The sequence below is a fragment of the Streptomyces sp. NPDC030222 genome (assembly GCF_055573115.1).
In genome coordinates this window covers 143,717-169,191 of record NZ_JBVICA010000002.1, presented here as the reverse complement: position 1 = coordinate 169,191, position 25,475 = coordinate 143,717, and the positions used below count along the sequence as shown (strand labels likewise).

The 25,475-nt window shown below is 72.6% G+C and carries 23 protein-coding genes; 12 read left to right on the top strand and 11 right to left on the bottom strand.

What is annotated here, in order from left to right; all coding sequences use genetic code 11:
- Positions 1-280: 280 nt before the first annotated feature.
- The 5 genes from ACZ4Z5_RS03315 to paaA are packed head-to-tail and all read right to left on the bottom strand — an operon-like array spanning position 281 to position 3,853.
- Positions 281-1,333: a 2Fe-2S iron-sulfur cluster-binding protein gene (locus tag ACZ4Z5_RS03315; RefSeq protein ID WP_468255927.1), complete on the bottom strand. Its 1,053-nt coding sequence runs from the start codon at positions 1,331-1,333 to the stop codon at positions 281-283.
- Positions 1,334-1,843, bottom strand: coding sequence for a 1,2-phenylacetyl-CoA epoxidase subunit PaaD (gene paaD / locus ACZ4Z5_RS03310; RefSeq protein ID WP_468255925.1), 510 nt, complete (start codon positions 1,841-1,843; stop codon positions 1,334-1,336). It lies immediately after the preceding gene.
- Positions 1,837-2,553 (bottom strand): 1,2-phenylacetyl-CoA epoxidase subunit PaaC, encoded by a 717-nt coding sequence (gene paaC / locus ACZ4Z5_RS03305; protein ID WP_468255922.1) that lies wholly within the window; start codon positions 2,551-2,553, stop codon positions 1,837-1,839. The genes paaD and paaC overlap by 7 nt, the downstream gene beginning before the upstream one ends.
- A complete protein-coding gene (gene paaB / locus ACZ4Z5_RS03300) occupies positions 2,550-2,840 on the bottom strand; it encodes a 1,2-phenylacetyl-CoA epoxidase subunit PaaB (RefSeq protein WP_468255920.1) in 291 nt (96 codons plus the stop codon). The genes paaC and paaB overlap by 4 nt, the downstream gene beginning before the upstream one ends.
- Complete coding sequence (gene paaA, locus ACZ4Z5_RS03295; protein WP_468255917.1) at positions 2,837-3,853, bottom strand: 1,2-phenylacetyl-CoA epoxidase subunit PaaA; 1,017 nt, start codon at positions 3,851-3,853, stop codon at positions 2,837-2,839. Before paaA ends, paaB begins: the two co-directional genes overlap by 4 nt.
- A gap of 124 nt (positions 3,854-3,977) precedes the next feature.
- Between paaA and ACZ4Z5_RS03290 the strand changes: the two genes are divergently transcribed.
- From ACZ4Z5_RS03290 to ACZ4Z5_RS03280, 3 genes are read left to right on the top strand one after another with little or no spacing between them, the layout of a single operon-like run.
- Positions 3,978-4,766 (top strand): DUF5819 family protein, encoded by a 789-nt coding sequence (locus tag ACZ4Z5_RS03290; protein ID WP_468255915.1) that lies wholly within the window; start codon positions 3,978-3,980, stop codon positions 4,764-4,766.
- Positions 4,763-5,995 (top strand): HTTM domain-containing protein, encoded by a 1,233-nt coding sequence (locus ACZ4Z5_RS03285; protein WP_468255913.1) that lies wholly within the window; start codon positions 4,763-4,765, stop codon positions 5,993-5,995. The genes ACZ4Z5_RS03290 and ACZ4Z5_RS03285 overlap by 4 nt, the downstream gene beginning before the upstream one ends.
- A complete protein-coding gene (locus ACZ4Z5_RS03280) occupies positions 5,992-6,651 on the top strand; it encodes a TrmH family RNA methyltransferase (RefSeq protein WP_468255910.1) in 660 nt (219 codons plus the stop codon). Before ACZ4Z5_RS03285 ends, ACZ4Z5_RS03280 begins: the two co-directional genes overlap by 4 nt.
- A gap of 469 nt (positions 6,652-7,120) precedes the next feature.
- Here ACZ4Z5_RS03280 and paaN read toward each other — a convergent pair whose 3' ends face one another.
- Positions 7,121-8,821 carry a phenylacetic acid degradation protein PaaN gene (gene paaN / locus ACZ4Z5_RS03275; protein ID WP_468255907.1) on the bottom strand — a complete coding sequence of 567 codons (1,701 nt, stop codon included), beginning with the start codon at positions 8,819-8,821 and terminating at the stop codon, positions 7,121-7,123.
- Between the two features lie 123 nt (positions 8,822-8,944).
- Between paaN and ACZ4Z5_RS03270 the strand changes: the two genes are divergently transcribed.
- Together ACZ4Z5_RS03270 and ACZ4Z5_RS03265 are read left to right on the top strand one after the other, a co-directional pair.
- Positions 8,945-10,465, top strand: a complete 1,521-nt coding sequence (locus tag ACZ4Z5_RS03270; RefSeq protein ID WP_468255904.1) for a 3-hydroxyacyl-CoA dehydrogenase — start codon at positions 8,945-8,947, stop codon at positions 10,463-10,465.
- Entirely contained in the window at positions 10,462-11,049 is a 588-nt protein-coding gene (locus tag ACZ4Z5_RS03265) for a TetR/AcrR family transcriptional regulator (RefSeq protein ID WP_468255901.1), read from the top strand. The genes ACZ4Z5_RS03270 and ACZ4Z5_RS03265 overlap by 4 nt, the downstream gene beginning before the upstream one ends.
- A gap of 84 nt (positions 11,050-11,133) precedes the next feature.
- Here the strand turns inward: ACZ4Z5_RS03265 and ACZ4Z5_RS03260 are convergent, their stop codons facing one another.
- Positions 11,134-11,673 carry an Lrp/AsnC family transcriptional regulator gene (locus ACZ4Z5_RS03260; RefSeq protein WP_468256605.1) on the bottom strand — a complete coding sequence of 180 codons (540 nt, stop codon included), beginning with the start codon at positions 11,671-11,673 and terminating at the stop codon, positions 11,134-11,136.
- Between the two features lie 215 nt (positions 11,674-11,888).
- Here ACZ4Z5_RS03260 and pdhA point away from each other — a divergent pair, with 215 nt between their 5' ends.
- The 7 genes from pdhA to ACZ4Z5_RS03225 all read left to right on the top strand — a co-directional run bounded on the left by pdhA (position 11,889) and on the right by ACZ4Z5_RS03225 (position 20,009).
- The gene (gene pdhA, locus ACZ4Z5_RS03255; RefSeq protein WP_468255898.1) at positions 11,889-13,034 is read left to right on the top strand and encodes a pyruvate dehydrogenase (acetyl-transferring) E1 component subunit alpha; all 1,146 of its coding nucleotides are present in this window, start codon (positions 11,889-11,891) and stop codon (positions 13,032-13,034) included.
- Positions 13,031-14,035 (top strand): alpha-ketoacid dehydrogenase subunit beta, encoded by a 1,005-nt coding sequence (locus ACZ4Z5_RS03250; protein ID WP_468255895.1) that lies wholly within the window; start codon positions 13,031-13,033, stop codon positions 14,033-14,035. The genes pdhA and ACZ4Z5_RS03250 overlap by 4 nt, the downstream gene beginning before the upstream one ends.
- Positions 14,035-15,402, top strand: coding sequence for a dihydrolipoamide acetyltransferase family protein (locus tag ACZ4Z5_RS03245; RefSeq protein ID WP_468255892.1), 1,368 nt, complete (start codon positions 14,035-14,037; stop codon positions 15,400-15,402). The genes ACZ4Z5_RS03250 and ACZ4Z5_RS03245 overlap by 1 nt, the downstream gene beginning before the upstream one ends.
- Before the next feature lie 549 nt (positions 15,403-15,951).
- Complete coding sequence (locus tag ACZ4Z5_RS03240; RefSeq protein ID WP_468255889.1) at positions 15,952-16,815, top strand: NTP transferase domain-containing protein; 864 nt, start codon at positions 15,952-15,954, stop codon at positions 16,813-16,815.
- Positions 16,812-18,737 (top strand): molybdopterin molybdotransferase MoeA, encoded by a 1,926-nt coding sequence (locus ACZ4Z5_RS03235; protein WP_468256603.1) that lies wholly within the window; start codon positions 16,812-16,814, stop codon positions 18,735-18,737. Before ACZ4Z5_RS03240 ends, ACZ4Z5_RS03235 begins: the two co-directional genes overlap by 4 nt.
- The gene (locus ACZ4Z5_RS03230) at positions 18,734-18,949 is read left to right on the top strand and encodes a hypothetical protein (RefSeq protein ID WP_468255886.1); all 216 of its coding nucleotides are present in this window, start codon (positions 18,734-18,736) and stop codon (positions 18,947-18,949) included. Before ACZ4Z5_RS03235 ends, ACZ4Z5_RS03230 begins: the two co-directional genes overlap by 4 nt.
- 70 nt (positions 18,950-19,019) lie before the next feature.
- Positions 19,020-20,009, top strand: a complete 990-nt coding sequence (locus ACZ4Z5_RS03225) for an NAD(P)H-quinone oxidoreductase (RefSeq protein WP_468255883.1) — start codon at positions 19,020-19,022, stop codon at positions 20,007-20,009.
- A gap of 419 nt (positions 20,010-20,428) precedes the next feature.
- On the opposite strand, the gene ACZ4Z5_RS03220 is transcribed toward ACZ4Z5_RS03225, so the two are convergent.
- The 4 genes from ACZ4Z5_RS03220 to ACZ4Z5_RS03205 all read right to left on the bottom strand — a co-directional run bounded on the left by ACZ4Z5_RS03220 (position 20,429) and on the right by ACZ4Z5_RS03205 (position 25,434).
- Entirely contained in the window at positions 20,429-20,968 is a 540-nt protein-coding gene (locus ACZ4Z5_RS03220) for a bacterial proteasome activator family protein (protein ID WP_468255880.1), read from the bottom strand.
- Positions 20,969-21,149: 181 nt separating this feature from the next.
- Positions 21,150-24,011 carry an FtsX-like permease family protein gene (locus ACZ4Z5_RS03215; RefSeq protein ID WP_468255877.1) on the bottom strand — a complete coding sequence of 954 codons (2,862 nt, stop codon included), beginning with the start codon at positions 24,009-24,011 and terminating at the stop codon, positions 21,150-21,152.
- Positions 24,008-24,778, bottom strand: coding sequence for an ABC transporter ATP-binding protein (locus ACZ4Z5_RS03210; protein WP_468255875.1), 771 nt, complete (start codon positions 24,776-24,778; stop codon positions 24,008-24,010). The genes ACZ4Z5_RS03215 and ACZ4Z5_RS03210 overlap by 4 nt, the downstream gene beginning before the upstream one ends.
- Positions 24,779-24,798: 20 nt before the next feature.
- Positions 24,799-25,434 carry a PadR family transcriptional regulator gene (locus tag ACZ4Z5_RS03205; RefSeq protein WP_468255872.1) on the bottom strand — a complete coding sequence of 212 codons (636 nt, stop codon included), beginning with the start codon at positions 25,432-25,434 and terminating at the stop codon, positions 24,799-24,801.
- Positions 25,435-25,475: the final 41 nt, after the last annotated feature.

Genomic DNA, 25,475 nt, shown 5'->3' with positions numbered 1-25,475 from the left:
TCCTGCCCGGCGGACCTTAGCTGACGGTCCGTCAAAATAGAACAGGTTGCAGTGAATGGGAACGGCAGGACCGGTCGCCGGGGCGGTGGCGACGCCGCTGACGGCACGACGGCAGGACCAACGGCAGGGTCGACGCCAGGCCGACGGCAGGACCGCCGCAAAGGGCGACCGGGCGACCGGAGCGACGGGAGCGACCGGATCCGAACGACCGGCGCGACGACAGCGACCGGAACAACCGGAACAACCGGAACGCCGGGAACGGCCGGACGCCGGATCCCCCTCAGCGGTCGAAGTCCAGCTCCACCTCGGACGTCAGCGGATGCGACTGGCAGGCCAGCACATACCCCGCGTCGGTCTCCTCCGGTTCCAGTGCGAAGTTGCGGTCCATCCGCACCTCACCCGAGACGAGGAACGCACGACACGTCCCGCACACCCCGCCCTTGCACGCGTACGGCGCATCGGAACGGGCACGCAGCACCGTCTCCAGCAGGGTTTCCCCGGTCTGCACGGCCCAGCTGCCCGAGCGGCCGTCGAGCGTCGCCGTCAGCATGCTGTTCTCGGGCGCCGAATCCGCCGGAGCAGGGGCCGGGGCGCCGTCGACGTGGAAGATCTCCTCGTGGATACGGCCGCGGTCGACGCCGAGGTCCCGCAGCGCCCGCTCGGCGCCCTGGACCAGGCCGAGCGGCCCGCAAAGGAACCAGCCGGCGATGTCCTTCACCGGCAGGAGCGCGGGCAGCAGCCGGCCGAGCCGCTCCTCGTCCAGCCTGCCGGACGGCAGACCGGCCTGCTGTTCCTCCCGGGACAGCGCGGTGACCAGCTGGAAGCGGTCGGGGTAGCGGTCCTTGAGGTCGGCGACCTCCTCCAGGAACATCGTGGACGCCGCCGTGCGGTCGCTCCGTATCAGGCAGAACCTGGCGTCAGGGCGCCGCTTCAGCAGGGTGGCCGCCATCGACAGCACCGGAGTGATGCCGCTGCCGCCGACGATCGCCGCGAAGTGGCCGTCGCGCGGCTCCAGCAGGAAGCGGCCGGCAGGCGCCATGACGTCGACGACATGGCCGACGGCCAGCTCCTTGAGGGCGAACGTGGAGAACTCGCCGCCCTCGACGAGCCGGATGCCGACCCGGAGCACCGGCTCCTCGTCCCCCGCCGTGGCCGGGGAGCAGATCGAGTACGTGCGTCGGATCTCGGCGCCGTCCACGACCCGGCGCAGGGCGATGTGCTGGCCGGGCGTGTGCCGGAAGGTCTCGCGCAGCTCGGGCGGCACCGCGAAGGTGACGGCCACCGAGTCGTCCGTGAGCCGTTCGATCTCGCTGACCCGGAGCGGATGGAACATCTACAACTCCTTGAAGTGGTCGAACGGTTCGCGGCAGCTCGCACAGCGGCGCAGCGCCTTGCACGCGGTCGACGAGAACCGGCTCAGCAGTTCGGTGTCGGTCGAGCCGCAGTGCGGGCAGCGCACCGAGAGCGTCAGTGGAACCGGTCCGTCCGTGGCGTGCGGCCGGGGAGGGGCGATGCCGAACTCCGCGAGCTTGCGGCGGCCCTCGGCGCTGATGTCGTCCGTGGACCAGGCGGGGGTGAGCACCCGGACGACGGTCACCTCCGGTATGCCGTGTTCGTGCAGCACCTGTTCGATGTCCGCCGTCATGGTCTCGACGGCGGGACAGCCGGTGTAGGTGGGGGTGAGCTCGACCTGCACCCGGCCGGGGCCCAGGACCTGGAGTCCGCGCAGCACACCCAGTTCCTCCAGGGTGAGCACGGGCAGCTCGGGGTCGGGCACCGAGCCGGCGAGCCGACGCAGCTCCTCCTCCACGGGGGTGGCGGCCGTGGCCGCTCCGGTCACCATGACGCCCCCGGGTGGCTGCGGTGCAGATGCTGCATCTCGGCGAGCATCCGGCCGAACGATTCGGTGTGGATCCCCTGGCGTCCCGCCCCGGCGCTCCATGCGCCGGTCTGCGGACCCTCCGGGACGGTGAGGGTGCCACGCTCCAGCACCGACGTCACCCGGGCGTGCCAAGCGTCGCGCAGTGCCTCGGTGTCCACGTCGAGGCCGTCGACGGGCTGGAACAGTTCGCCGGTGAACCGCCACAGGGCGTCGACCGCGCGCTGCATCCGCTGGTGGCTCTCCGCGGTGCCGTCGCCGAGCCGCAGCGTCCACTGCTCGGCGTGGTCCTGGTGGTAGGCGACTTCCTTGACGGCCTTGGCCGCGAGTCCCGAGAGGTCGCCCCCGCCGGCCGCGAGCTGTGCGTAGAGCAGCCGCTGGTAGACGGAGAAGTAGAGCTGGCGGGCGATGGTGTGGGCGAAGTCGCCGTTGGGCTGTTCGACCAGCTGGACGTTGCGGAAGGCCCGCTCCTCGCGGAGGTAGGCCAGTTCGTCCTCGTCGCCGGCGAGGGACAGCAGCGTCCGGGCCTGGCCCAGCAGGTCCAGGGCGATATTGGCCAGCGCCACCTCCTCCTCCAGGACGGGCGCGTGGCCCGCCCACTCGGCGAGGCGCTGCGACAGCACCAGGGCATCGTCGCCGAGGGCCAGAGCGGCACTGTTCACGGTCGTCGTCACAGGTGCTTCACTCCCTCGGGGATCTCGTAGAACGTCGGGTGGCGGTAGGGCTTGTCGGCGGCCGGCTCGAAGAACGGGTCCTTCTCGTCGGGGGACGAGGCGGTGATCTCCGCGGAGGGCACCACCCAGATCGAGACGCCCTCGCTCCTGCGGGTGTAGAGGTCGCGGGCGTTGCGCAGGGCCATCTGGGCGTCCGGCGCGTGCAGGCTTCCGGCATGGGTGTGGGACAGTCCGCGGCGGGACCGCACGAACACCTCCCACAAGGGCCAGTCGGTCGAGCTGCTCATGCCTTCGCCTCCACACGCTGTTCGCCGTTCGCGGCCTTCGCCGCGTAGGCGGCCGCTGCCTCCCTGACCCAGGCGCCTTCCTCGTGCGCCCGGCGCCGCTGTCCGAGCCGCTGCTCGTTGCACGGCCCGTTGCCCTTCAGGACCTCCCAGAACTCGGTCCAGTCGATCGCCCCGAAGTCGTAGTGCCCGCGCTCCTCGTTCCACTGCAGGTCCGGGTCGGGGAGGGTCAGGCCCAGCGCCTCGGCCTGCGGGACGCAGATGTCCACGAAGCGCTGGCGCAGTTCGTCGTTCGAGTGGCGCTTGATCCTCCAGGCCATGGACTGCGCCGAGTGCGCCGACTCGTCGTCGGGCGGGCCGAACATCATCAGCGACGGCCACCACCAGCGGTCCACGGCGTCCTGGGCCATGGCGTGCTGCTCCGGGGTGCCCTTGCTGAGGGCGTGCAGCAGCTCGTAGCCCTGCCGCTGGTGGAAGGACTCCTCCTTGCAGATCCGGACCATCGCGCGGGCGTAGGGGCCGTAGGAGCAGCGGCACAGCGGGACCTGGTTGGTGATCGCGGCGCCGTCCACCAGCCAGCCGATCGCGCCGACGTCGGCCCAGGTCAGCGTCGGGTAGTTGAAGATCGACGAGTACTTCTGACGGCCGGAGTGGAGCTTGTCGAGCAGCTCGTCGCGGCCCGTGCCGAGGGTTTCCACGGCGCTGTAGAGGTACAGCCCGTGGCCGGCCTCGTCCTGCACCTTGGCCATCAGGATCGCCTTGCGTCGCAGGGACGGGGCGCGGGTGATCCAGTTGGCCTCCGGCTGCATGCCGATGATCTCGGAGTGCGCGTGCTGGGCCATCTGCCGCACCAGCGAGGCGCGGTACGCGTCCGGCATCCAGTCGCGGGGCTCGATGCGCTCGTCGGCGGCCACCGCGGCGTCGAACGCCTCCTCGCGCGAGGTCGCGGCCTCCGCGCCGGACGGGCCCTGGGCCGTCGCGTCCCCCGTGGTGTGGTCCGCAGCCGCTGTTGCCATTCTGGCTCCCTACCGACCGATCGTTCGGTTCATTGACTTCAATGGTGAGTCGACGGCCCGTAGGGTGTCAACCCTGTGGATGACCGACCGGGGACCGAGAGGGTCTGTCAAGGAACGGGGCGGGATGGACTCGTACGCCGACAAGAGCGTCGCCGACAGCGGGCGCGACCCTTCGTCGGAGGACGAAGGCACAGGTCGTGAGCAGTACGCGGACCCGGCCGCCGCAGGATCCGGGCGTACCGCCCGCGAGGGCATCGTGGCGCTGTCGCTCCCTTACCAGATCGTGGCCGCCGTCGCGCTGGCCGTCACCGCCGTCCTGGCGTGCGTCCACGTGGCGATGGTGTTCCTGCACGTCGCCCCGTCCAACACCGTGAGCAAGCAGTACGGCAAGGCCGTGGACGCCTGGGTGTACCCCGAGTTCGAACAGAACTGGAAGCTGTTCGCACCGAACCCGCTCCAGCAGAACATCTCGGTGCAGGCCCGGGCCGAGATCCGTTCCCCGTCCGGCGCCCGCAGCACCACCGGCTGGATCGACCTCTCCGCCCAGGACTACGCCGACATCCGCTCGAACCCGCTGCCCAGCCACGTCGTGCAGAACGAACTCCGCCGCGGCTGGGACTTCTACGTGAACTCCCACACCACCGACAACAAGCCCAACGGGCTCCGCGGCGATCTCTCCGAGCGCTACGTCCGGCGCATCGTCATGCTGCGCCTCGGCGCGGAACGGGACGGCGGCACGGTCGAGCGGATACAGATCAGGTCCTCGACCCGGACCGTCCCCGCCCCCGCGTGGAGCAACGAGAAGACCGACACCAAGCCGTACTTCCGGGTGCTCCCCTGGTGGACGGTGACCGCGGCGGACCTGCCCGGCGCGGTACGCGGCGACGTGTCCCGTACGGAGGCGAACCGGTGACCACCCCCCAGACCCGCGGCCGTCCCCGGGCCGCCGCCCGCCTCGCCCGTGCCATCCAGCGCGTGACCGCGTCCCCGCTGGGCCGCTACCAGAGCGCGGTCGTCCGCATCGGCTTCTCGCTGACCTGGCTCCTCTTCCTGCTGCGCGAGCTGCCGCACCGGCACGAGCTGTACGGCCCCGACGGGCCGTGGGGCACCGACATGGCGCGTCAGCTGATCGAGGACACGCCCACGACCGACGGCAGCGGCGCCTTCACCCTGCTGATGTGGTCGGAGAGCACGGTCTTCTTCGAGGCCGTGTACGCGCTCTCCGTCGCTGTGAGCCTCCTGCTGCTGCTCGGCTGGCGCACCCGCGCCATGTCCGTGCTGTTCATGGTGGGCGTGCTGTCGCTCCAGAACCGCAGCGTCTTCATGGGTGACGGCGGCGACAACGTCATCCACCTCATGGCGTTCTACCTCGTCCTCACCCGCTGCGGGCGGGTCTGGTCGCTGGACGCCGGCCGTGCGGCCCGCGCGGTGCGGGAGGACGGAACGGTCCGGCCCGACCGGGTGGGACCGGTCCTCTGGTGCGTCCTCGGTGCGGCCCTGACCGGTGCCACCTTCTTCGCCCCGACCGGCGAATGGTGGCTGTGGGTGCTGTTCTGGATCCTTTGGCTGGGGCAGGGTCTGTGGTGGCTCGCCGAACGCCACGCCCCGGGCGAGCCGCGGATCCTGCTCGACGTCCTCGCCAACCTCACGCACAACGCGACCCTCGTCGTGATCATGGCCGAGGTGTGCCTCGTCTACGCCACGGCCGGCTGGTACAAGATCCAGGGATCGCGCTGGCAGGACGGGACGGCGCTCTACTACCCGCTGAACCTGGAGTACTTCTCGCCCTGGCCGGCCCTGTCCGACCTCCTCGACGCCAGCGGTGTGATCGTCATGCTGGTGACCTACGGCACGGTCGCCGTCCAGGTGGCGTTCCCGTTCACGCTGTTCAACCGGCGGGTCAAGAACGTGCTGCTGGCCGTGATGATGCTGGAGCACGCGGGCATAGCCGTGCTGCTCGGGCTGCCGTTCTTCTCCCTGGCGATGATCACGGCCGATGCGGTCTTCCTGCCGACGGGGTTCCTGCTGCTGGTCGGCCACTGGGCAGGGCGGCTGCGCGGGCGGCTGCCTGCCCGTACGAAGCCGGTGCCCGGGCAGCGGCAGGCCCCCGAGTACGAGACTCCCCGTACTCTCGTCGGGTGAGCACCGAGACCCCGATCCAGTACGACGACGGCTTCGGCACCGAGGTCGGTGTCGGCCCGCACCCGCAGCCGTGGCCCGAGGGCGACCGGTACGACCCGGAACTGCTCGCGCACGGCGACCGCCGCAATGTCGTCGACGAGTACCGGTACTGGACCCGGGAGGCGATCGTCGCCGACCTGGACACCCGGCGCCACGACTTCCACGTCGCCGTCGAGAACTGGGGCCACGACTTCAACATCGGGTCCGTCGTGAGGACCGCGAACGCGTTCCTCGCCAAGGAGATCCACATCGTGGGGCGGCGGCGGTGGAACCGGCGCGGGGCGATGGTCACCGACCGGTACCAGCATGTACGCCACCACCCCGACACGGCCGGTCTCACCGCCTGGGCTGCGGAGGAGGGCGTGGCGATCATCGGGATCGACAACCTGCCCGGCGCCGTGCCGCTGGAGCGGACCGAGCTGCCGCGCCGCTGCGTGCTGCTGTTCGGGCAGGAGGGGCCCGGGCTGAGCGAGGAGGCCCGCGCACACGCGTCGATGGTCTGCTCGATCGCGCAGTTCGGCTCGACCCGGTCGATCAACGCGGGCGCGGCGGCGGCGATTGCCATGCACGCCTGGGTCCAGCGGTACGCCGACATACCGCAACCGCCCGTAGCCTGATCTGCCTGGAGCCTGGCCCCGCCCCGCCCCGCCTGGAGCCTGCCCCGCCTGGAGTCCGACCGCCCCGGGGCCGGTACCGCCCGGGGGCGGGGCACTGCCTCGGACGGCAGGCCTCTTTTTCGGTCGGCCTTACGCCTGGCCGAGTCTTCCCGACGCTGCACGGCTCACCCCCCTCAGGACCGCGCGCCGCCTTCCGGTCGGCGTTCGCTCGGGGTGGCGAGACCGCGCGGACGGCCGCCCGTTCCGCCTCGGGCGGTACTCCCGGGACGGTCCGACGCGATCCCCGGCCGGCCGCATGTCGTCGAAGGCCGGCCGGGATCACAGGACCGCTGTCACCGGCCGGGACGGCAGGAGCACTGACGCCGCGGCCGGGACCACAGGGCCGCTGTCACCGGCCGGGACACGAGGCCCACTGTCACCGGCCGGGACCCGCTGGAGCGGTGTCACCGGCCGGCACCGTCGGGCCGTGTCAGCGGCGGACCTCCACCACACGGAAGCGGTTGGAGACGAACGCGCCGTCGCAGAGCGCGGCGTTCGCCGCCGGGTTGCCGCCCGAGCCGTGGAAGTCGGAGAACGCGGCGGTCTGGTTGACGTACACGCCGCCGGTGAGGTTCAGCGACAGCTGCGCCGCCTCCTCCAGGCAGACCTCCTCGACCGCCCGCTCGGTGTCGGCCGACGTGGTGTACGCGCCGACCGTCATCGCGCCCTTCTCCCGCACCGTGCGGCGCAGCAGGTCCAGCGCGTCCTCGGTCGAGTCGACGGCGACGGCGAACGACACCGGGCCGAAGCACTCGGAGAGGTAGGCCACGTCCTCGTCGCCGCCGTCCCAGTGCTTGCGCGCGCCGTCCAGCTTGACGATGACCGGGGTGCGGACGACCGCGTCAGGGAATTCGGGGTTGGCGACCTCGCGGGAGGCCAGCGCGACCTCGCCGATGCCCGGTGCCGCTTCGAGGCGGGCCTTCACATCGGGGTTGACCAGCGCGCCCAGCAGCGCGTTCGCCCTGGCGTCGTCACCGAGCAGGCCCTCGACCGACTTCGCCAGATCGGTCACGACCTCGTCGAAGGTCCTGTGGCCGGCGTCCGTGGCGATGCCGTCGCGGGGGATCAGCAGGTTCTGCGGGGTCGTGCACATCTGGCCGCTGTAGAGCGAGAGGGAGAACGCCAGGTTGGACAGCATTCCCTTGTAGTCGGCGGTGGAGTCCACGACGACCGTGTTGACGCCGGCCTTCTCCGTGTAGACCTGGGCCTGCCGGGCGTTCGCCTCCAGCCAGTCGCCGAAGGCGGTGGAGCCGGTGTAGTCGATGATCCGGACCTCCGGGCGGACGGCCAGGACCTTGGCGATGCCCTCATCGGGCCGCTCGGCGGCCAGGCAGACCAGGTTCGGGTCGAAGCCCGCCTCGGCCAGCACCTCGCGGGCGACCTGGACGGTCAGCGCGAGCGGCAGCACGGCGCGCGGGTGCGGCTTGACCAGGACCGGGTTACCAGTGGCCAGGGAGGCGAACAGACCGGGGTAGCCGTTCCACGTCGGGAAGGTGTTGCAGCCGATCAGCAGGGCGATGCCCCGGCCGACCGGGGTGAACGTCTTGCGCATCTCCAGCGGCTCGCGCTTGCCCTGCGGCTTCGACCAGTCGGCGGCCTGCGGGGTGCGGGTCTGCTCCGCGTACGCGTACGCCACCGCCTCCAGGCCGCGGTCCTGGGCGTGCGGGCCGCCGGCCTGGAACGCCATCATGAACGCCTGGCCGCTGGTGTGCATCACGGCGTGGGCGAACTCGTGGGTCCGGGCGCCGATGCGGGCCAGGATCTCCACGCAGACCAGGGCGCGGGTCTCGGCGCCCGCGTCGCGCCAGGCGGCCATGCCCGCGCGCATCGCGGGGAGCAGCACCTCCAGGTCGGCGTGCGGGTACTCCACGCCGAGCTCCGGACCGTAGGGCGAGACCTCGCCGCCGGTCCAGCCGTCCGTGCCGGGCTGGCCGAGGTCGAGGCGGCTGCCGAGCAGCGCGTCGAAGGCGGCCTTGCCGTCGGCGGCGCTCTGCGAGCCGTTCTCGCCGTAGGCCTTGGGATGCTCGGGGTGAGGCGACCAGTAGGCGCGAGTGCGGATCGCGTCGAGGGCCTTGTCGAGTGTGGGCCGGTGCTTCTCGGTGAGCTGCTGAACGGTGAGGTCGGCGGCCATGGTGGACCAACTCCTCGGTGAGCTGGGCAAGGACAGGCGGACAGAGTTAGAGTAACCGAACGATCGGTCGGGACAAGGGGGTCCGCGCAACCTGTGGACATCTCGTAGGGGAGGATCGCTGCCATGACCGCCATCGAGCAGAGCCGCACCGTCGCTGTCGTCGGTACCGGCACCATGGGCCAGGGAATCGCCCAGGTGGCCCTCGTCGCCGGCCATCCCGTACGCCTCCACGACACCGTTCCCGGCCGTGCGGAGGAGGCCGCGAAGGCGATCGGTGCCCGCCTCGACCGGCTGGTCGAGAAGCAGAAGCTGGACGCGGCGGCCTGCGCGGAGGCCAAGGCCCGGCTGTACCCCGCCACCGCACTCGCGGAGCTCGCCGACGCGGCGATCGTCGTCGAGGCGATCCTCGAACGGCTCGCGATCAAGCAGGAACTGTTCACCGAGCTGGAGAAGGTCGTCGACGACGACTGCCTGCTCGCCACGAACACCTCGTCGCTCTCCGTCACCGCGATCGCCGGCCCGCTGCGGCTGCCGGGACGTTTCGTCGGACTGCACTTCTTCAACCCCGCGCCGCTGCTGCCGCTCGTCGAGGTCGTCAGCGGCTTCGCCACCGACGAGGACGCGGCAGCGCGTGCGTACGCGACGGCGGCGGCCTGGGGGAAGACGCCGGTGCGCTGCGCCGACACCCCCGGCTTCATCGTGAACCGCGTCGCCCGGCCGTTCTACGCCGAGGCGTTCCGCGTGTACGAGGAGCGCGGCGCGGACCCCGCGACGATCGACGCGGTCCTGCGGGAGTGCGGCGGTTTCCGGATGGGCCCGTTCGAGCTGACCGACCTCATCGGCCAGGACGTCAACGAAGCGGTGACCCGGTCCGTGTGGGAGTCCTTCTTCCACGACCCGAGGTTCACCCCCTCGCTGGCCCAGCGCAGGCTGGTGGAGTCGGGCCGGCTGGGCCGGAAGACGGGGCACGGCTGGTTCTCGTACGCGGAGGGCGCCGACCGCCCCGAACCCCACACCGCCGGTCCCGAGGAGGCCCCCGCGGAGGTGGGCTTCCATGCCAGGCTGCACGGCCCTGCGCAGGTCCTCCGGGAGATGATCGAAGAGGCCGGCATCAAGGTCTCCAAGGACCGCACTCCCGGCATGTCCGAGGGCTTCGTCCGGCTGCCCGGTGGCACCTGCCTCGCCCTCGTCGACGGCACCCTCGCCACCGACGACATCTGTCCGCACATCCGCTTCGACCTCGCCCTGGACTACCGGACCGCGACGCGGATCGCCCTGGCCCCTGGTGACAACGTCCCCGAAGGGGACCTCAAGGCCGCGATCGGCCTCTTCCAGGCCCTCGGCAAGAAGGTCAGCGTCATCGACGACGTCCAGGGCATGATCGTCGCGCGTACGGTCGCCATGCTGGTCGGCATCGCCCTGGACGCGGTGCAGCGCGGTGCAGCGAGCGCACCGGACATCGACACCGCCATGCGCCTCGGCGTGAACTACCCGCGCGGCCCCCTGGAGTGGGGCGACGCCGTCGGGGCGGAGTGGGTGAGAGGCATGCTCTGCACGCTCGACGGGGCCTTCCCGGGCGGCCGCTACGCGGGGCCCCCGCTGCTGGACCGCCGTATCGCGACCGGAGAGGAACTGGCCCGATGACCACCGTCAGGCGCGACACCTACACGCCGGAGACACTCCTCGCCGTCGCCGTGCGCGTCTTCAACGAGCGCGGCTACGACGGCACGTCCATGGAGCACCTCTCCAAGGCGGCCGGTATCTCTAAGTCCTCGATCTACCACCATGTGGCGGGCAAGGAGGAACTGCTGCGGCGCGCGGTCACCCGCGCGCTCGACGGGCTGTTCGCCGTGCTGGACGAGCCGGGAGCGCTGCGCGGCCGGGCCATCGAACGGGTCGAGTACGTGACCCGGCGGACGGTGCAGGTCCTGATGGCGGAACTGCCCTACGTCACGCTGCTGCTGCGGGTCCGCGGCAACACCGGGACCGAGCGGTGGGCGCTGGAGCGCCGCCGGGAGTTCGACCACCGGGTCGCCGATCTGCTGAAGGCGGCGGCGGCCGACGGCGACATCCGCCCGGACGTCGACATACGCCTGGCGACGCGGCTGCTGTTCGGCATGGTCAACTCCCTGGTGGAGTGGTACCGACCGCAGCTCGCCGACGCCGCCGACAAGGAGCAGGTGGCCGAGACCGTCGTCCGCATGGCCTTCGAGGGCATGCGCACCTGACCGGCACCGCGGCCGGCGGCGTCGCCGCTGCCCGGGCCGCCCAGGTGCGGGAGGCACCCGTCCGACCGGCCGGGTCACCCGCCGCTACTCCTCCCTGAGCAGGTCCGTCTCCTCGAACACCAGCAGCGTGCGGGTGCTGAGCACCTCCGGGATCGCCTGGAGGCGGGTCAGCACGAGCTCGCGCAGTGCCCGGTTGTCCGGGGTGTGCACCAGCAGCAGGACGTCGAAGTCGCCGCTGACCAGTGCGATGTGCGCGGCCCCTGGGAGCTTGCGCAGCTGTCCGCGGACGGTGCGCCAGGAGTTCTGCACGATCTTCAGCGTGATGTATGCGGATGCGCCCTGACCTGCTCGTTCGTGGTTCACGCGGGCGCCGAAACCGCGGATCACCCCGTCCTCGACCAGGCGGTTGATGCGCGCGTACGCATTGGCGCGCGACACATGGACCCGTTCGGCCACGGAACGGATGGACGCACGGCCGTCCGTCTGCAGGATGCGCAGAATGTCCCGGTCGATGGAGTCCAGGCTGCGGGGCACCGCGACGGACAGCGGACCCTCGGCCAGCGGGGGCTCGTCGGAGACCGGGTCGTCGTGCAGCGGGTCCTCGGGCGTCGGACCGTCGGCCATTTGTTCAGCTGTCACGTGCCCCCGCCTTCCTGTCGTGGACGACCTGTCTCTATCTGAAGCTGTGGAGAACCGTTTGTCCACAGGCTCTGGGTGCCTGTAGCCAAAATGCGCTCACGACCGAACAATCGGTAGGTGAGGCGTGTCACAGGCGACACCGCTCGGCGCGCCCTCGTACCCGCTCCCACGAGGAGGTGCACGCGTTGAGGAAGGACAGCATGACGGTCCAGGAGCTGCCCAGTGCCGCCTACCGGCCCACTCCGCCCCCGGAGTGGCGTCCGCGCACCGATCCCGCGCCCCTGCTTCCGGACGCCGAGCCGTACCGCGTGCTGGGCACCGGCGCCGCCGCGGAGCTCGACCCCGAGCTGATGCGCCGGCTCTACGCCGAGCTGGTGCGGGGTCGCCGGTACAACGCGCAGGCCACCGCCCTCACCAAGCAGGGACGGCTCGCCGTCTACCCGTCGACCACCGGCCAGGAGGCCTGCGAGGTGGCCGCAGCGCTGGTCCTCCAGGACCAGGACTGGCTGTTCCCCAGCTACCGCGACACGCTCGCCGCAGTCGCGCGCGGCCTCGACCCGGTGCAGGCCCTGACGCTGCTGCGCGGCGACTGGCACACCGGGTACGACCCCCGCGAGCACCGCATCGCCCCCCTGTGCACCCCCCTCGCCACCCAGCTCCCGCACGCCGTGGGCCTCGCCCACGCCGCCCGCCTCAAGGGTGACGACGTGGTCGCGCTGGCCATGGTCGGCGACGGCGGCACCAGCGAGGGCGACTTCCACGAGGCCCTGAACTTCGCCGCCGTCTGGCAGGCGCCCGTGGTCTTCCTCGTCCAGAACAACGGCTTCGCGATCTCCGTGCCGCTGGCCAAGCAGACCGCTGCGCCGTCCCTGGCCCACAAGGCCGTCGGCTACGGCATGCCGGGCCGGCTGGTCGACGGCAACGACGTGGCCGCGGTGCACCAGGTCCTCACCGAGGCCGTCGCCCGCGCCCGCCGCGGTGGCGGGCCCACCCTGGTCGAGGCCGTCACGTACCGCATCGACGCCCACACCAACGCCGACGACGCCACGCGGTACCGCGGTGACGCCGAGGTCGACGCCTGGCGGGCACACGATCCGATCCTGCTGCTGGAGCGTGAGCTGACGGAGCGCGGAATGCTCGACGAGGACGCGAAGAGGAACGCGGCCGAGGCCGCCGAGGTGATGGCCGCGGCCCTGCGCGAGCGGATGAACGCGGACCCGGCCCTCGAACCGATGGACCTCTTCTCGAACGTCTACGCCGAGCAGACCAGTCAACTGCGCGAGCAGGCCGCCCTGCTGCGTGCCGAACTCGACGCCGCAGCGGCAGAAGGAGAGCACGACCGATGACCACCGTCGCGGCGAAGCCCGCAACCATGGCGCAGGCCCTCGGCCGCGCCCTGCGCGACGCGATGGCCGAGGACCCCACCGTGCACGTGCTCGGTGAGGACGTCGGCACCCTCGGCGGCGTCTTCCGGATCACCGACGGACTCACCAAGGAGTTCGGCGAGGACCGCTGCACCGACACCCCGCTCGCCGAGGCCGGCATCCTCGGCACAGCGGTCGGCATGGCCATGTACGGGCTGCGGCCCGTGGTGGAGATGCAGTTCGACGCGTTCGCCTACCCGGCCTTCGAGCAGCTGATCAGCCATGTGGCCCGGATGCGGAACCGCACCCGGGGCGCGAGGCCGCTGCCGATCACCGTGCGCGTCCCGTACGGCGGCGGAATCGGCGGCGTCGAGCACCACAGCGACTCGTCCGAGGCCTACTACATGGCGACTCCGGGGCTCCATGTGGTCACCCCCGCCACGGTCGACGACGCCTACGGGATGCTGCGCGCCGCGATCGCCTCCGACGACCCCGTCGTCTTCCTGGAGCCCAAGCGGCTCTACTGGTCCAAGGCCGCATGGTCGCCGGACGCCCCGACCACCGTGGAGCCGATCGGGCGGGCCGTGGTGCGGCGCCCCGGCCGCAGCGCCACCCTGATCACCTACGGGCCGTCCCTCCCGGTGTGCATGGAGGCCGCGGAGGCGGCCCAGGCCGAGGGCTGGGACCTGGAGGTCGTCGATCTGCGGTCCCTGGTCCCGTTCGACGACGAGACGGTGTGCGCGTCCGTGCGCCGCACGGGCCGTGCGGTCGTCGTCCACGAGTCGAGCGGCTTCGGCGGCCCCGGCGGCGAGATCGCCGCCCGGATCACCGAACGCTGCTTCCACCACCTGGAGGCCCCGGTGCTGCGGGTCGCCGGCTTCGACATCCCGTACCCGCCGCCGATGCTCGAGAAGCACCATCTGCCGGGCGTGGACCGGGTGCTGGACGCCGTCGCCCGGCTCCAGTGGGAGGCGGAGCACTGATGGCCCAGGTCCTGGAGTTCAAGCTGCCCGACCTCGGTGAGGGGCTCACCGAGGCGGAGATCGTCCGCTGGCTGGTGGACGTGGGCGACGTCGTCGCCATCGACCAGCCCGTCGTGGAGGTCGAGACGGCGAAGGCCATGGTCGAGGTCCCGTGCCCCTACGGCGGTGTCGTCACCGCGCGGTTCGGGGAGGAGGGCACGGAACTTCCCGTCGGCGCGCCCCTGCTGACCGTCGCCGTCGGCGCCACGGAAGGCGGTGCCACCGGCACCCCGGCCGCGGCTCCGGCCCCGGCCGCCGAGTCCGAGAGCTCGGGGAACGTGCTCGTCGGCTACGGCACCGGAGCGCCCGCGGCGCGCCGCCGGCGGGTCAGGCCGCCGAGCGTGACGGCCCCGAAGAGCACGGCCGGTCCGGCGCGCCCGGTGGCCCCGGCCGCGCCGACCGCCCCCGTCTCCCTCGCCGTCCCCGTTGCTCCGGCCGACCGGACCGGGCCCGTGCCGGTCATCTCGCCGCTGGTGCGGAAGCTGGCCCGGGAGCACGGGCTGGACCTGCGGGAGCTGACCGGGTCGGGACCCGAGGGGCTGATCCTGCGCGGTGACGTCGAGAACGCGATCCGGGCGGTGGAAGCCCCCACAGCGCCGGCCGCACAGGCCGCCGCCCCGGCCGCCGTGGCTGTCGCGGCCGCCGAGCGGGTGCCGCTCCGCGGTGTGCGGGGGGCCGTCGCCGAGAAGCTCAGCCGCAGCCGTCGCGAGATCCCCGACGCCACCTGCTGGGTCGACGCCGACGCCACCGAGCTGATGGCCGCGCGCGCGGCCATGAACGCGGCAGGTGGCCCGAAGATCTCGGTGCTCGCCCTCTTCGCCAGGATCTGCGCGGCCGCCCTCGCCCGGTTCCCCGAGCTGAACTCCACGGTCGACATGGAGGCCCGTGAGATCGTGCGCCTGCCGGGCGTGCACCTCGGCTTCGCCGCGCAGACCGAGCGCGGGCTCGTCGTCCCGGTCGTCCGGGACGCCCACACCCGCAACGCGGAGTCCCTGACCGCCGAGTTCGCCCGCCTCACCGAGTCGGCCCGGGCGGGCACGCTCACGCCGGCGCAGCTCACCGGCGGCACGTTCACGCTCAACAACTACGGCGTGTTCGGTGTCGACGGCTCCACGCCGATCATCAACCACCCCGAGGCGGCGATGCTCGGCGTCGGCCGGATCATCCCGAAGCCCTGGGTGCACCAGGGCGAGTTGGCGGTCCGTCAGGTCGTCCAGCTCTCGCTGACCTTCGACCACCGGGTCTGCGACGGCGGCACCGCGGGCGGCTTCCTCCGCTACGTGGCCGACTGCGTGGAGCAGCCCGCGGTCCTGCTCCGCACCCTGTAGTCGCCGGTTGGGGTGCCGCCCGGTCACGGTGGCACCCGACGGCCTTTCGGCGCCGGGAGGCTCTCTCCGGGTACCGCCATGTGCCCGGGGCGTCCCTGGGCACCGCCATGTGCCCGGGGCGTCTCCGGGTATCGCCGCCATGAGGCCGGGGCGTCTCCGGGTACCGCCATGAGGTTCCTGCGGGAGTCCGGCGCGGTGGAACCTCGGGCGAGTTCCGCCGGGTCCGGCGCGGTGAGGTGCCGGGCGTGCTCCGACGGGTTCGTGCCGTCGTGCGGGTCCGTGCCGTCGTAGTGGTGATGGGCACGGGGCACCCTGTCGGCGCCGCCGCATGGGCCGGAGGGCGCGGGGCCGCAAGGGCCGGTGGGTGCGGGCACTGCAACGGGGCCCGCCGCGAGAACCGGGGGGCGGGGCATCTCAACGGTCCGCCGCATGGGCCGGAGGGCCGGAGGTCTCGTGGCGTGACTCCTGACGATCTGTCCCCAGGCACCCGCGAGCGCTGGAACCGGTACCGGTGGGTTCGCCCCGGCGACCGTGAATCATACTTCTGGGGTGACCGCGTATGACGCCGTAGTGCTCGCCGGGGGTGCCGCCAGGAGACTGGGCGGTGCCGACAAACCGGGCGTGAGCGTGGGAGGCCGGACGCTGCTCGACCGGGTGCTCACCGCGTGCGCGGGCGCCGGTGCGACCGTCGTCGTGGGTGAACGGCGGGCCACGGCACGACCCGTCGTCTGGACCCGTGAGAACCCGCCCGGTGGCGGACCGGTCGCCGCCCTCCACGCGGGACTCCGGCACGTCACCGCCGAAAGCTTGCTGGTGCTCTCCGCCGATCTGCCGTTCCTCGGCCCGCGGACGGTGCGGGAGCTGCTGGACGCCCTGGAGCACGGCGACCGCGAGGGCGCGCTGTGCACCGACCCGGACGGCCGCGACCAGCCTCTCGTAGCCGCGTACCGGGCGGAACCGCTCCGGCGCGAGCTGGCGCTGCTGGCCACCGAGCACGGCGGTCTGACCGGGCTGCCCCTGCGGCTGCTCACCCATGAGCTCGACCTCGCCCGTATCGCACCCGAGCCGCTCGCCTCCTTCGACTGCGACACCTGGGAGGACATCGCCGCCGCCCGCGCCCGTATCAGGGAGCATGGAAGCGTGCTGGACGAATGGATTTCCGCGGTCAAGGACGAACTGGGCATCGACCTCGACGTCGACACAGGCGTCCTCCTGGACCTGGCCCGAGACGCGGCCCACGGCGTGGCGCGCCCCGCCGCCCCGCTCACCACCTTCCTCGTCGGCTACGCGGCCGCGAAGGCCGCCGGCGACGGCGAACAGGCCGTCGCCGAGGCGGCGCGCAAGGCGGCGGCCCTCGCCGCCCGCTGGGCGAAGGAAGCCGAAGGGGCCGAAGGGACGGACGGACCGGAATGACCTCCCCCACCTCCCGGCCCCTGACCGGCTCGGCCGATCCGGACCCCTTCACCGAGATCTGGGAGGGCCCCTGCGGAGTGTCGCCCCGGACCGACACCGACGCCGGCCACTTCGACGCCCCTGGCCCCGGCGCTGCCCACTCCGACGCCGCCGGCTCCGACGCCGCGCACTTCGTCGCCGACGAGGCGTCCGACCCGGACTCCCCGGGCCCTGCGCCCTCGCGCAGTCCGGACACCGACCGGCCGCTCCCCAGCGAGCACATGGACACCGGTGAGGCCGCGGCGGGCGACGAGGAGCACGCCGTGGAGGAGGCCCTCGCCCTGGTGAGCAGGACGGGAGGCGCCGGGCGGAGCGCGGGCGGCGCGGCACGGAAAGAGGTGGCGCACAAGGCGATGGCGTGGGCCGATGCCCGGACCGTGGCCCGCCGGGCCGGGGCCGAGTCCGCCCCGCGGACCCACAGGGCCGGGCTGGCGGACGCCCTCGGGAGGATCCTCGCGCAGCCGCTCACCGCACTCGTCGACCTGCCGTCGTTCGACACCTCGGCCATGGACGGCTGGGCCGTCGCGGGGCCGGGCCCCTGGGCCGTGGCCGAGGAGGGCGCCGCCGCCGTACTTGCCGGCCGCACCCGGTCCGAGGCGCTGTCCGACGGGGAGGCGGTCGTGATCGCCACCGGTGCCAAGATCCCCCCCGGTGCCACGGCCGTCGTCCGCAGCGAACATGCCCGGATCGAGCACGCCCCCGCCGGGCAGACCGGGGTCGGGGACCCCCACGCGGTGAGCGCCCTCGTCGAGGCCGTTCAGGGCGTCGTCGGCAGTGAGGCCGGCCGGGCGCGCGAAGCCGACCGCGCCTGCGAGGACGTCCGCGGCCCCGAGGACGGTCGCACCCCCGAGGACGGCCCCGCGCCCCGGTCCGACCGTGCGCCCCAGTCCGACCGTGCGCCCCAGTCCGACCGTGTGCGCCAGGACACCCGACGGTCCGAGGACACCCGACGGTCCGAAGCCTCCCCACCGTCCGAGGACACCCGCCCCCACGACCGCGACCGGCCGGCCGCGGGCGGCCCCACCCGCTGGCTCCACGCGCAACGCGAGGTGGTCCAGGGCCAGGACATCCGCCCGCGCGGTCAGGAATGCCGTCGAGGGGACCGACTGGCACCGGCCGGTACGCCGGTCACCCCCGCCGTGCTCGGCCTTGCCGCGGCCGCGGGCTACGACGAGCTCCTCGTGGTGGCCAGGCCCCGAGTGGAGGTCCTGGTCCTCGGCGACGAGCTGCTGACCGAGGGGCTCCCGCACGACGGGATGGTCCGGGACGCCCTCGGACCCATGACGGGACCGTGGCTGAGGGCGCTCGGCGCCGAGGTGGTGGCGACGCGTCGGGTCGTCGACGATGCCGAGGTCCTGTTCCGCGCGGTCAGCGGTTCCGACGCCGATGTGATCGTCACAACCGGTGGCACGGCGTCGGGTCCGGTCGACCATGTGCATCCCGTGCTGCGGAAGGCAGGCGCGGAGCTGCTGGTCGACGGTGTCGCCGTGCGGCCCGGACACCCCATGCTGCTGGCGCGCCTCGCGCCCGGCCGGTGGCTCGTGGGGCTGCCAGGGAATCCGCTCGCCGCGGTGTCGGGACTGCTGACGCTGGCCGAGCCGTTGCTGCGTGCGCTCTGCGGCCGGGCCGGAGCCGAGCCGTACTCGGCACCGGTACGGGGGGCGGTGCCCGGGCATCCGCACGACACCCGGCTGGTTCCCGTGGTGCACCGTGCCGATGAGGCGGTGCCGCTGCACTTCAGCGGCCCGGCGATGCTGCGGGGCGTGGCCGCCGCGGACGGGCTCGCCGTGGTACCCCCGGGTGGCGCGGAGCCCGGGCAGGAGCTGGTGGTCCTCGATCTCCCCTGGACAGCTCCGATGCCCGAGGTGGGATGTTTCACGTGAAACTGCCCGGACAGGACGCGATGGCCCGCGAGGCCGGTGAGCATCTGGTCATGGGCACGGTGAAGCTGCCCCGCAGGCCCATCCAGCCCATGCACCAGGATCCGGAGGCCAGCGCGCTGCAGCCGACCGACCGAGTGATCACCATCGTGCGGGCCGCGGGCGGCTCGGGACGCAACGGCAACGGCAACGGCTGGGAACCTGACGGCAGGTGACGTGTCCGCAGGTGCGTGACACGTCCGTCAGGCAGGTCCGTCGCGCGGGTCCCGGAGTAGCCTCGCGGCCATGTATGCGATCACCATCCCAGAAGCAGGCGGCCCCGAGGCCCTGGTGTGGGCCGAGGTACCGGATCCCGTGCCCGGTCAGGGAGAGGTCCTCATCGAGGTGGCGGCCGCCGCCGTGAACCGTGCCGATGTGCTCCAGCGGCAGGGCTTCTACGATCCGCCGCCGGGCACGTCCCCCTACCCCGGGCTGGAGTGCTCGGGCCGGATCGCCGAGCTGGGCCCCGGGGCGTCCGGCTGGGCCGTGGGCGACGAGGTGTGCGCGCTGCTGAGCGGTGGCGCCTACGCCGAGAAGGTGACCGTCCCGGCGGGGCAGTTGCTTCCGGTGCCGAAGGGCCTGGACCTGGTCACCGCGGCGGCACTGCCCGAAGTCGCCTGCACGGTATGGTCCAACGTCTTCATGGTGGCCCATCTGCGGCCCGGCGAGACGCTGTTGGTCCACGGCGGTTCTAGCGGCATCGGCACCATGGCGATCCAGCTGGCGAAGGCCGTCGGCGCGCGGGTCGCGGTGACGGCGGGCAGCGCGGAGAAGCTGGCCCGCTGCGCGGAACTGGGTGCGGACATCCTCATCGACTACCGCGAGCAGGACTTCGCCGAGGAGATCCGGCGGGCGACGGACGGCGCCGGCGCGGACGTCATCCTGGACATCATCGGTGCGAAGTACCTGGACCGGAACGTACGGGCGCTCGCCGTGAACGGCCGGCTCGCCGTGATCGGCCTCCAGGGCGGCATCAAGGGCGAACTGAACCTGGCGGCGCTGCTGGCGAAGCGGGCCGCGATCACGGCCACGACCCTGCGCGCCCGGCCCAGGGGCGAGAAGGCGGCGATCGTCGCAGCCGTACGGGAACACGTATGGCCGCTCATCGAGGCCGGGCGGGTGAGGCCGGTCGTGGACCGTACGCTGCCGCTCGCCGATGCGGCGCAGGCGCATCGGGTCATGGAGTCCAGCGAACACGTCGGCAAGATCCTGCTGGCGGCGCCCACACCGGTGTAACAGGGCGGAGCAGCACACCCGTTGCCGACCTCGGCCATCGACCGCCGACTGCCCTGGTACGCCGCCCGCCGCCCGCCGCCCGCCGCCCGTCGCCGGTCGTTGCGCGTCCCCGGCTGCCGGTGCCCGTCCGCGGTCGCCAACCGGTCCGGCCTCGCCAACCGGTACAGCTCCGCCGTCCGCCCCTGCCCCGCTGCCCGTTCCCGTCCGTGCCTTCCCCCCGGCCCCGTCCGGCTCCTGTCCCGGCCGAACCCCGGCCGTACCCCCCGGCCCCGTCCGTCCCCCGCTGTGCGAAGGCCCTTGGAAACCGCCACGAGGGCCCTCCATACGAAGGCCCCCTCCGTGCGTGATGCGCGGCGGGGGCCGTGGAGCCGGGCCGCCCGGTGGGTGCGACGGGCGGCGGGGCCGGATGGGCGGTGCTCCTACAGGTACGGGCCGGAGCGGGCCGCCCCGCGGCGGTGGTCGTCGTCATCGTCGGTCGGCGCACCGGGCGGAAGGGCACGGCGCATCTGCTCCAGCTGCGCGCGGGCCGCCATCTGCTGGGCGAACAGCGCGGTCTGGATCCCGTGGAAGAGCCCTTCGAGCCATCCCACCAGCTGGGCCTGGGCGATGCGGAGTTCGGAATCGGACGGCACCGCGTCGTCGGTGAACGGCAGCGACAGGCGCTCCAGTTCCTCGACCAGTTCGGGCGCGAGGCCGTCCTCCAGCTCCTTCACGGAACTCGCGTGGATCTCCTTGAGGCGCACCCGGCTCGCCTCGTCCAGAGGAGCCGCGCGGACTTCCTCCAGGAGTTGCTTGATCATGCTGCCGATGCGCATGACCTTCGCGGGCTGCTCGACCATGTCCGTCACGGGCACCTCGCGCGACTCGTCGTCACCGCCGCCGATTGCCATCCCGTCCTGGCCCACTACGAGGACCTGGGGGCTTTCCTGCGACGACCGTTCACTCCTCGGCATCTCCATGCCGCCATTCTCTCGCACAGGTTGTTCTGCCTCACAGCTCGGTGTGCCCCGGGAGACGGTTGATCCACCGTCTTCCGGGGCGACAAACCGCTTTCGACCGGGGCGACGAACAGCTTCGACCGGGCGACGAACCGTTTCGGACGGGACGACGAACGGTTTTCGGACGGTCCCGGCGGCCGGTTCAGCCCGCTCGGCGGGCGAGCACCAGCCGGGAGCGGGTGAACGCGGCGGCGAGCAGTCCGGCGAGGAGCGGGACGACCACGGCGAGCAGTCCGATGGCCTCCCACGGCACCTCGATGGGCGTGTACGCCGACTCCATCGGGTTCTCCCGCATGTCCTCCACGGCCTTCCGGAGATCGGCCAGCCGCAGGGCCACGGCGGGCACCACGCCCGCGGCGGTGCCCAGCAGGACCCCGGTGCCCGCGACGACCGCGCACTGGAACCCGGTGAGGGAGCGCCGTACCCGCGGAGGTGCGCCGACCGCGCTCAGCGTGGTCAGATCGGCTTCCGCGTCGGCCTTGGCGAGGCCGGTGGTGATGGCGGCCGCGCCGAGGGTGACGATGCCCGCGAAGAGGATCAGGATCAGGCTGAAGACGTTGTCGTTCCTTCCCTGCTCGTAGACGGTCGTCAGGTGTGCCTCGTTGCCCGCCAGTGCGAGGCCTGCGGCGATCCGCTGCTCCTCCTCGGGGCTGGGGTTCCGGGACACCTCGTAGATGCTTCCGGCGGGGCCGCTGCGCAGGCCGATCCGGTCCGCCAGCGACTGCGGGACGATCATGCGGATGCCGGGGGTGCCGGCGTACTCGTCGGGGGCGACGTAGGCCTGCAGGAGGTCGGTCCTGGTCCGCTGCGGGGCGCGGGCGTCTTCGGGGCGGGAGGTGTCGTTCGGGCTGTAGCGGTGCTCGGACTTCACCGTCACCTTGCCGTCCTTGGCGTACGCGCTGTTCAGCAGGACGGGCCTGCCCTCTTCCAGGGCCCTGGCCGCCGCCGGGTCGTCGAGCTTCACGTAGGTGCGCAGCAGGGCGGCGTCCCCGACGATGATCTTGCTTTCGGTGGAGACGAGCGTGCCGTAACCGACGTACTCGTCGACGCAGACCGGCGAGGTCATCAGCTTCTTGTGTTCGTCGGCGGAGAGCCGGGCCGCGAGTTCCTTGCCGCCCTTGTCCGCGAGGGGGCAGACGCGCCCGGCGGGCCGGACCAGTTCGACGTTGCCGCACTGGTCGCCCTCGCCGTTGTACACGTCGCAGTCGCTGCCCGCCCACACCCGGCCGTAGTCGGCCCGGCCGCCGACGACGGGCAGTTCGCGTTCCGCGACCGCGCGGGCCCGGGCCAGCGCCACCTCCGGCCTGGCGTCCTCGCGATAGGTGTCGGCGGCCATCGCGACGGTGCCGGGGGTCAGGTTGGGGTGGTTCTCGAAGCGCGCCTCGGCGTCCTCGCTGACCATGTACGTCAGCAGGGCGACGGTTCCGGCGACGGCGGCCATGACGGCGGCGACGGCGGGTGCGGTGCGGCCCCTGTTGCGGGCGGCGTCGCGGAGGGCGAGCCGGGGCGCCAGCGGCAGTCCGCGTCCGAGTCGGCCGAGGAAGCCGACGATGACGGGGATGCAGGCGAGCACGCCGAGCTCGGCGACCACCGAGCCGGCGGCCACGATCATCGGGCTCTGGCCGGTGAGTCCTGCGTACAGGGCGACGGATACGCCGAGGGCGATGGTGGCGAGACCGATCAGCGGCAGGACACGGGAGCTGCGGCGTACTCCGCGGCGGCCGGAGAGTGCCTCCAGGACGGACTGCCGGCCGGCCACGATCGCCGGGGCCAGCGCCGCCAGTACGCCCGTGACCAGGCCGATCACGGCGATGGTGAGGATCTCGACGGCGTCGATCTCCAGCGTTCCGAAGCGCTGGCCCGTCCACTGTTCGATCGTCGGCCGGAAGACCACGGTGAGCAGGAGGCCGGCGGCGGTGCCGAGCACGGCTCCGGCGCCGCCGAGGACCACACCGCCCGCGAGGACGACGGCGCGGATGTGACGGCGGTCGCCGCCGCAGGTGCCGACGAGGCCGAGTTGCCGACGGGAGCGCCGGGCGCCGACGGCGAAGGCCGGACCGGCGAGGAGCACGATCTCCAGGACGGCCATGGCGACCACGGTGACCAGCGCGGCGGTCAGCTCGGCCGTGCTGCCCCCCTCCCACTGCACGGTGTCGTCCATCATCGGCACCTGGGACGCGGGCGGCGGGTCGAGGGCGACCTGCCGGGACAGTACGAGCGCGCCCTTCCGGTTGGCGGCGAGGACGTTCTGCCAGGTCACTCCGTTCGACCCGGCGGGTGCCTCGACCAGCAGGTCCGCGGACTCGGCGTTCGGCGGGACGAGGTTCTTGTCCTTGGCGGCCCTGGCCTTCCACGGGGCGATGACCGCGCCCGGTTCGGCGAACAGGTACGGCACGTCGAGTTCCGCGGGCTTCTCCACCGCGCCGGTGATGGTGAAGGTCAGGTCCGGGCCGCGGAGGGTGGTGCGGGAGCCGACGTGGAGTCCGGTCCTCTCCAGGAACGCTTCGGTGGCGACGACCTCACGGTTGTTCTTCGGGTAGTCGCCGCGCACCAGTTCGACGAAACCGCGCACCATCGGGTCGGCGGTCCTGAGCTCGACGAGCTGCACGCCGGTGATGCCGTAGCGGGTCTCCGCGGTGACCGGGACCGACTGGCGGGTGAGGACACGGGACCCCTGGGGGACGGTCGCGGCGAGGTCGACGTCGGCCTCGGCAGCCGGGGCGTCCTGGTCGACCGTCGTGTAGCCGCTCTCGTCGGGCATCTGCTGGATGGGGGCGGTGCCCATGCCCGGGTCGTCGAACCGGGCGTCGGCCGAACCCAGTTCGGCGGTCAGTCGTTCCACCGGGGTCGGGTCGGCGCTGCGGTACGAGATGTCCGCGGCGGTCACGCCGAGCACCGGCAGGGCGATCATCGCGACGACCAGGGCGCTGCGTTTCTTCGCGCGCAGCGCGTCACGCCGGGCGATGCGGAGGGCGGCGCGCCATCCGCCGACGAATCCGCTCACAGGGCGCCTCCGGACGCGAGCAGCGAGGTGGCGTCGGCGGAGAGCGTCTGGTCGACGAGCGAGCCGTCGCGCAGGAACACGACGCGGTCCGCCCAGGCGGCGAAACGGGGTTCGTGGGTGACCATGACACCGGCGGCGCCGGCGTCGCAGCGGGTGCGCAGCAGGGCGAGGACGGCTTCGCCGGTCTCGGAGTCGAGCGCGCCGGTCGGTTCGTCGGCGAGCACCAGGCGGCGGTGGCCGACGAGGGCACGGGCGATGGCGACGCGCTGCTGCTGGCCGCCTGACATCTCGTCGGGGAACCGGTCGGCGATCTCGGAGAGGTTCAGCTCGGCGAGAGCGTCGTGGGCTTCCTTGCGGGCCCTGCGGACGGGTACGCCGTCGAGTTCGCGGGGCAGGGCGATGTTCTCGGCGGCGGTCAGTGCCGGGATGAGGTTGTAGTCCTGGAAGACGTAGCCGACGCTGCGGCGGCGCAGCGCGGCGAGTCCCCTGCGGCCGAGGCCGGAGAGGTCCTGGCCTTCGATGATCACCTGGCCGGAGCTGGCGGTGTCGAGGCCGCCCGCCAGGGTGAGCAGGGTGGACTTGCCGGAGCCGGAGGGGCCCATGACCGCGACGAGTTCGCCGGCGTGGACGGTGAGGTCGATTCCGCGCAGTGCGTGCACCTCGGCCACGCCCGAGCCGTGCGTACGGGTCAGGGCGCGGAGTTCGAGGACGGGTGCGGACGACGGGGCGCCTGACGCGCCGGATGACGGTGTGTGCGCTGCGGACATGTGGGTCCCCCCTGGCGGAGTCAGCTGGTGTGGTGCGTACGGGCGGCCCGGTGGCGGGCTTCGAGCGGCGGGGCGGGGGCCGTACGGGGTGTCGGCGGCCCCGTGTCCGGGTCGTTCGCGATGGCGTCGGCGAGGCGCACCAGGCGGGTCTCGCAGTGGTCGAGCCAGCGGGCCTCGGCCTCGGCCTGGAAGATCAGCTGTTCGAGTACGAGGAGCCAGGCGACCTCGTCGCGGTCGCCGGGGCCGTTGCCGAGCGCCTGGGCCTTGAGCCGGGTGTAGTCCTGCATGGCCTTCAGGGTGTGGGTGCGCTGGGCCTGGATGACCGCGCGGATGTCGACGCCGGGGGTGCCGACGGCCATGGCGAGCTTGATGGCGAGTTCGTCGCGGGGCGGGCTGGTGCGGTCGACGGGCGTGCCGAACCACGCGGTCAGCTCCCGGCGTCCCGCGTCGGTGATCGCGTACAGCGCGTGGCCCGCCTGGTCCTCGCCGTCCTGGACGACCATGCCGTCGCGCTCCAGGCGGCCGAGCGTCGTGTAGACCTGGCCGACGTTGAGCGGCCAGGTGGCGCCGGTACGGGACTCGAACTCCGTGCGGAGCTGGGAGCCGTAGCGGGGGCCGCGTTCGAGGAGGGCGAGGAGCCCGTGGCGGATCGACATACTCAGTATGTATACCGAGTATGTCGAGGGAGACAAGCCGC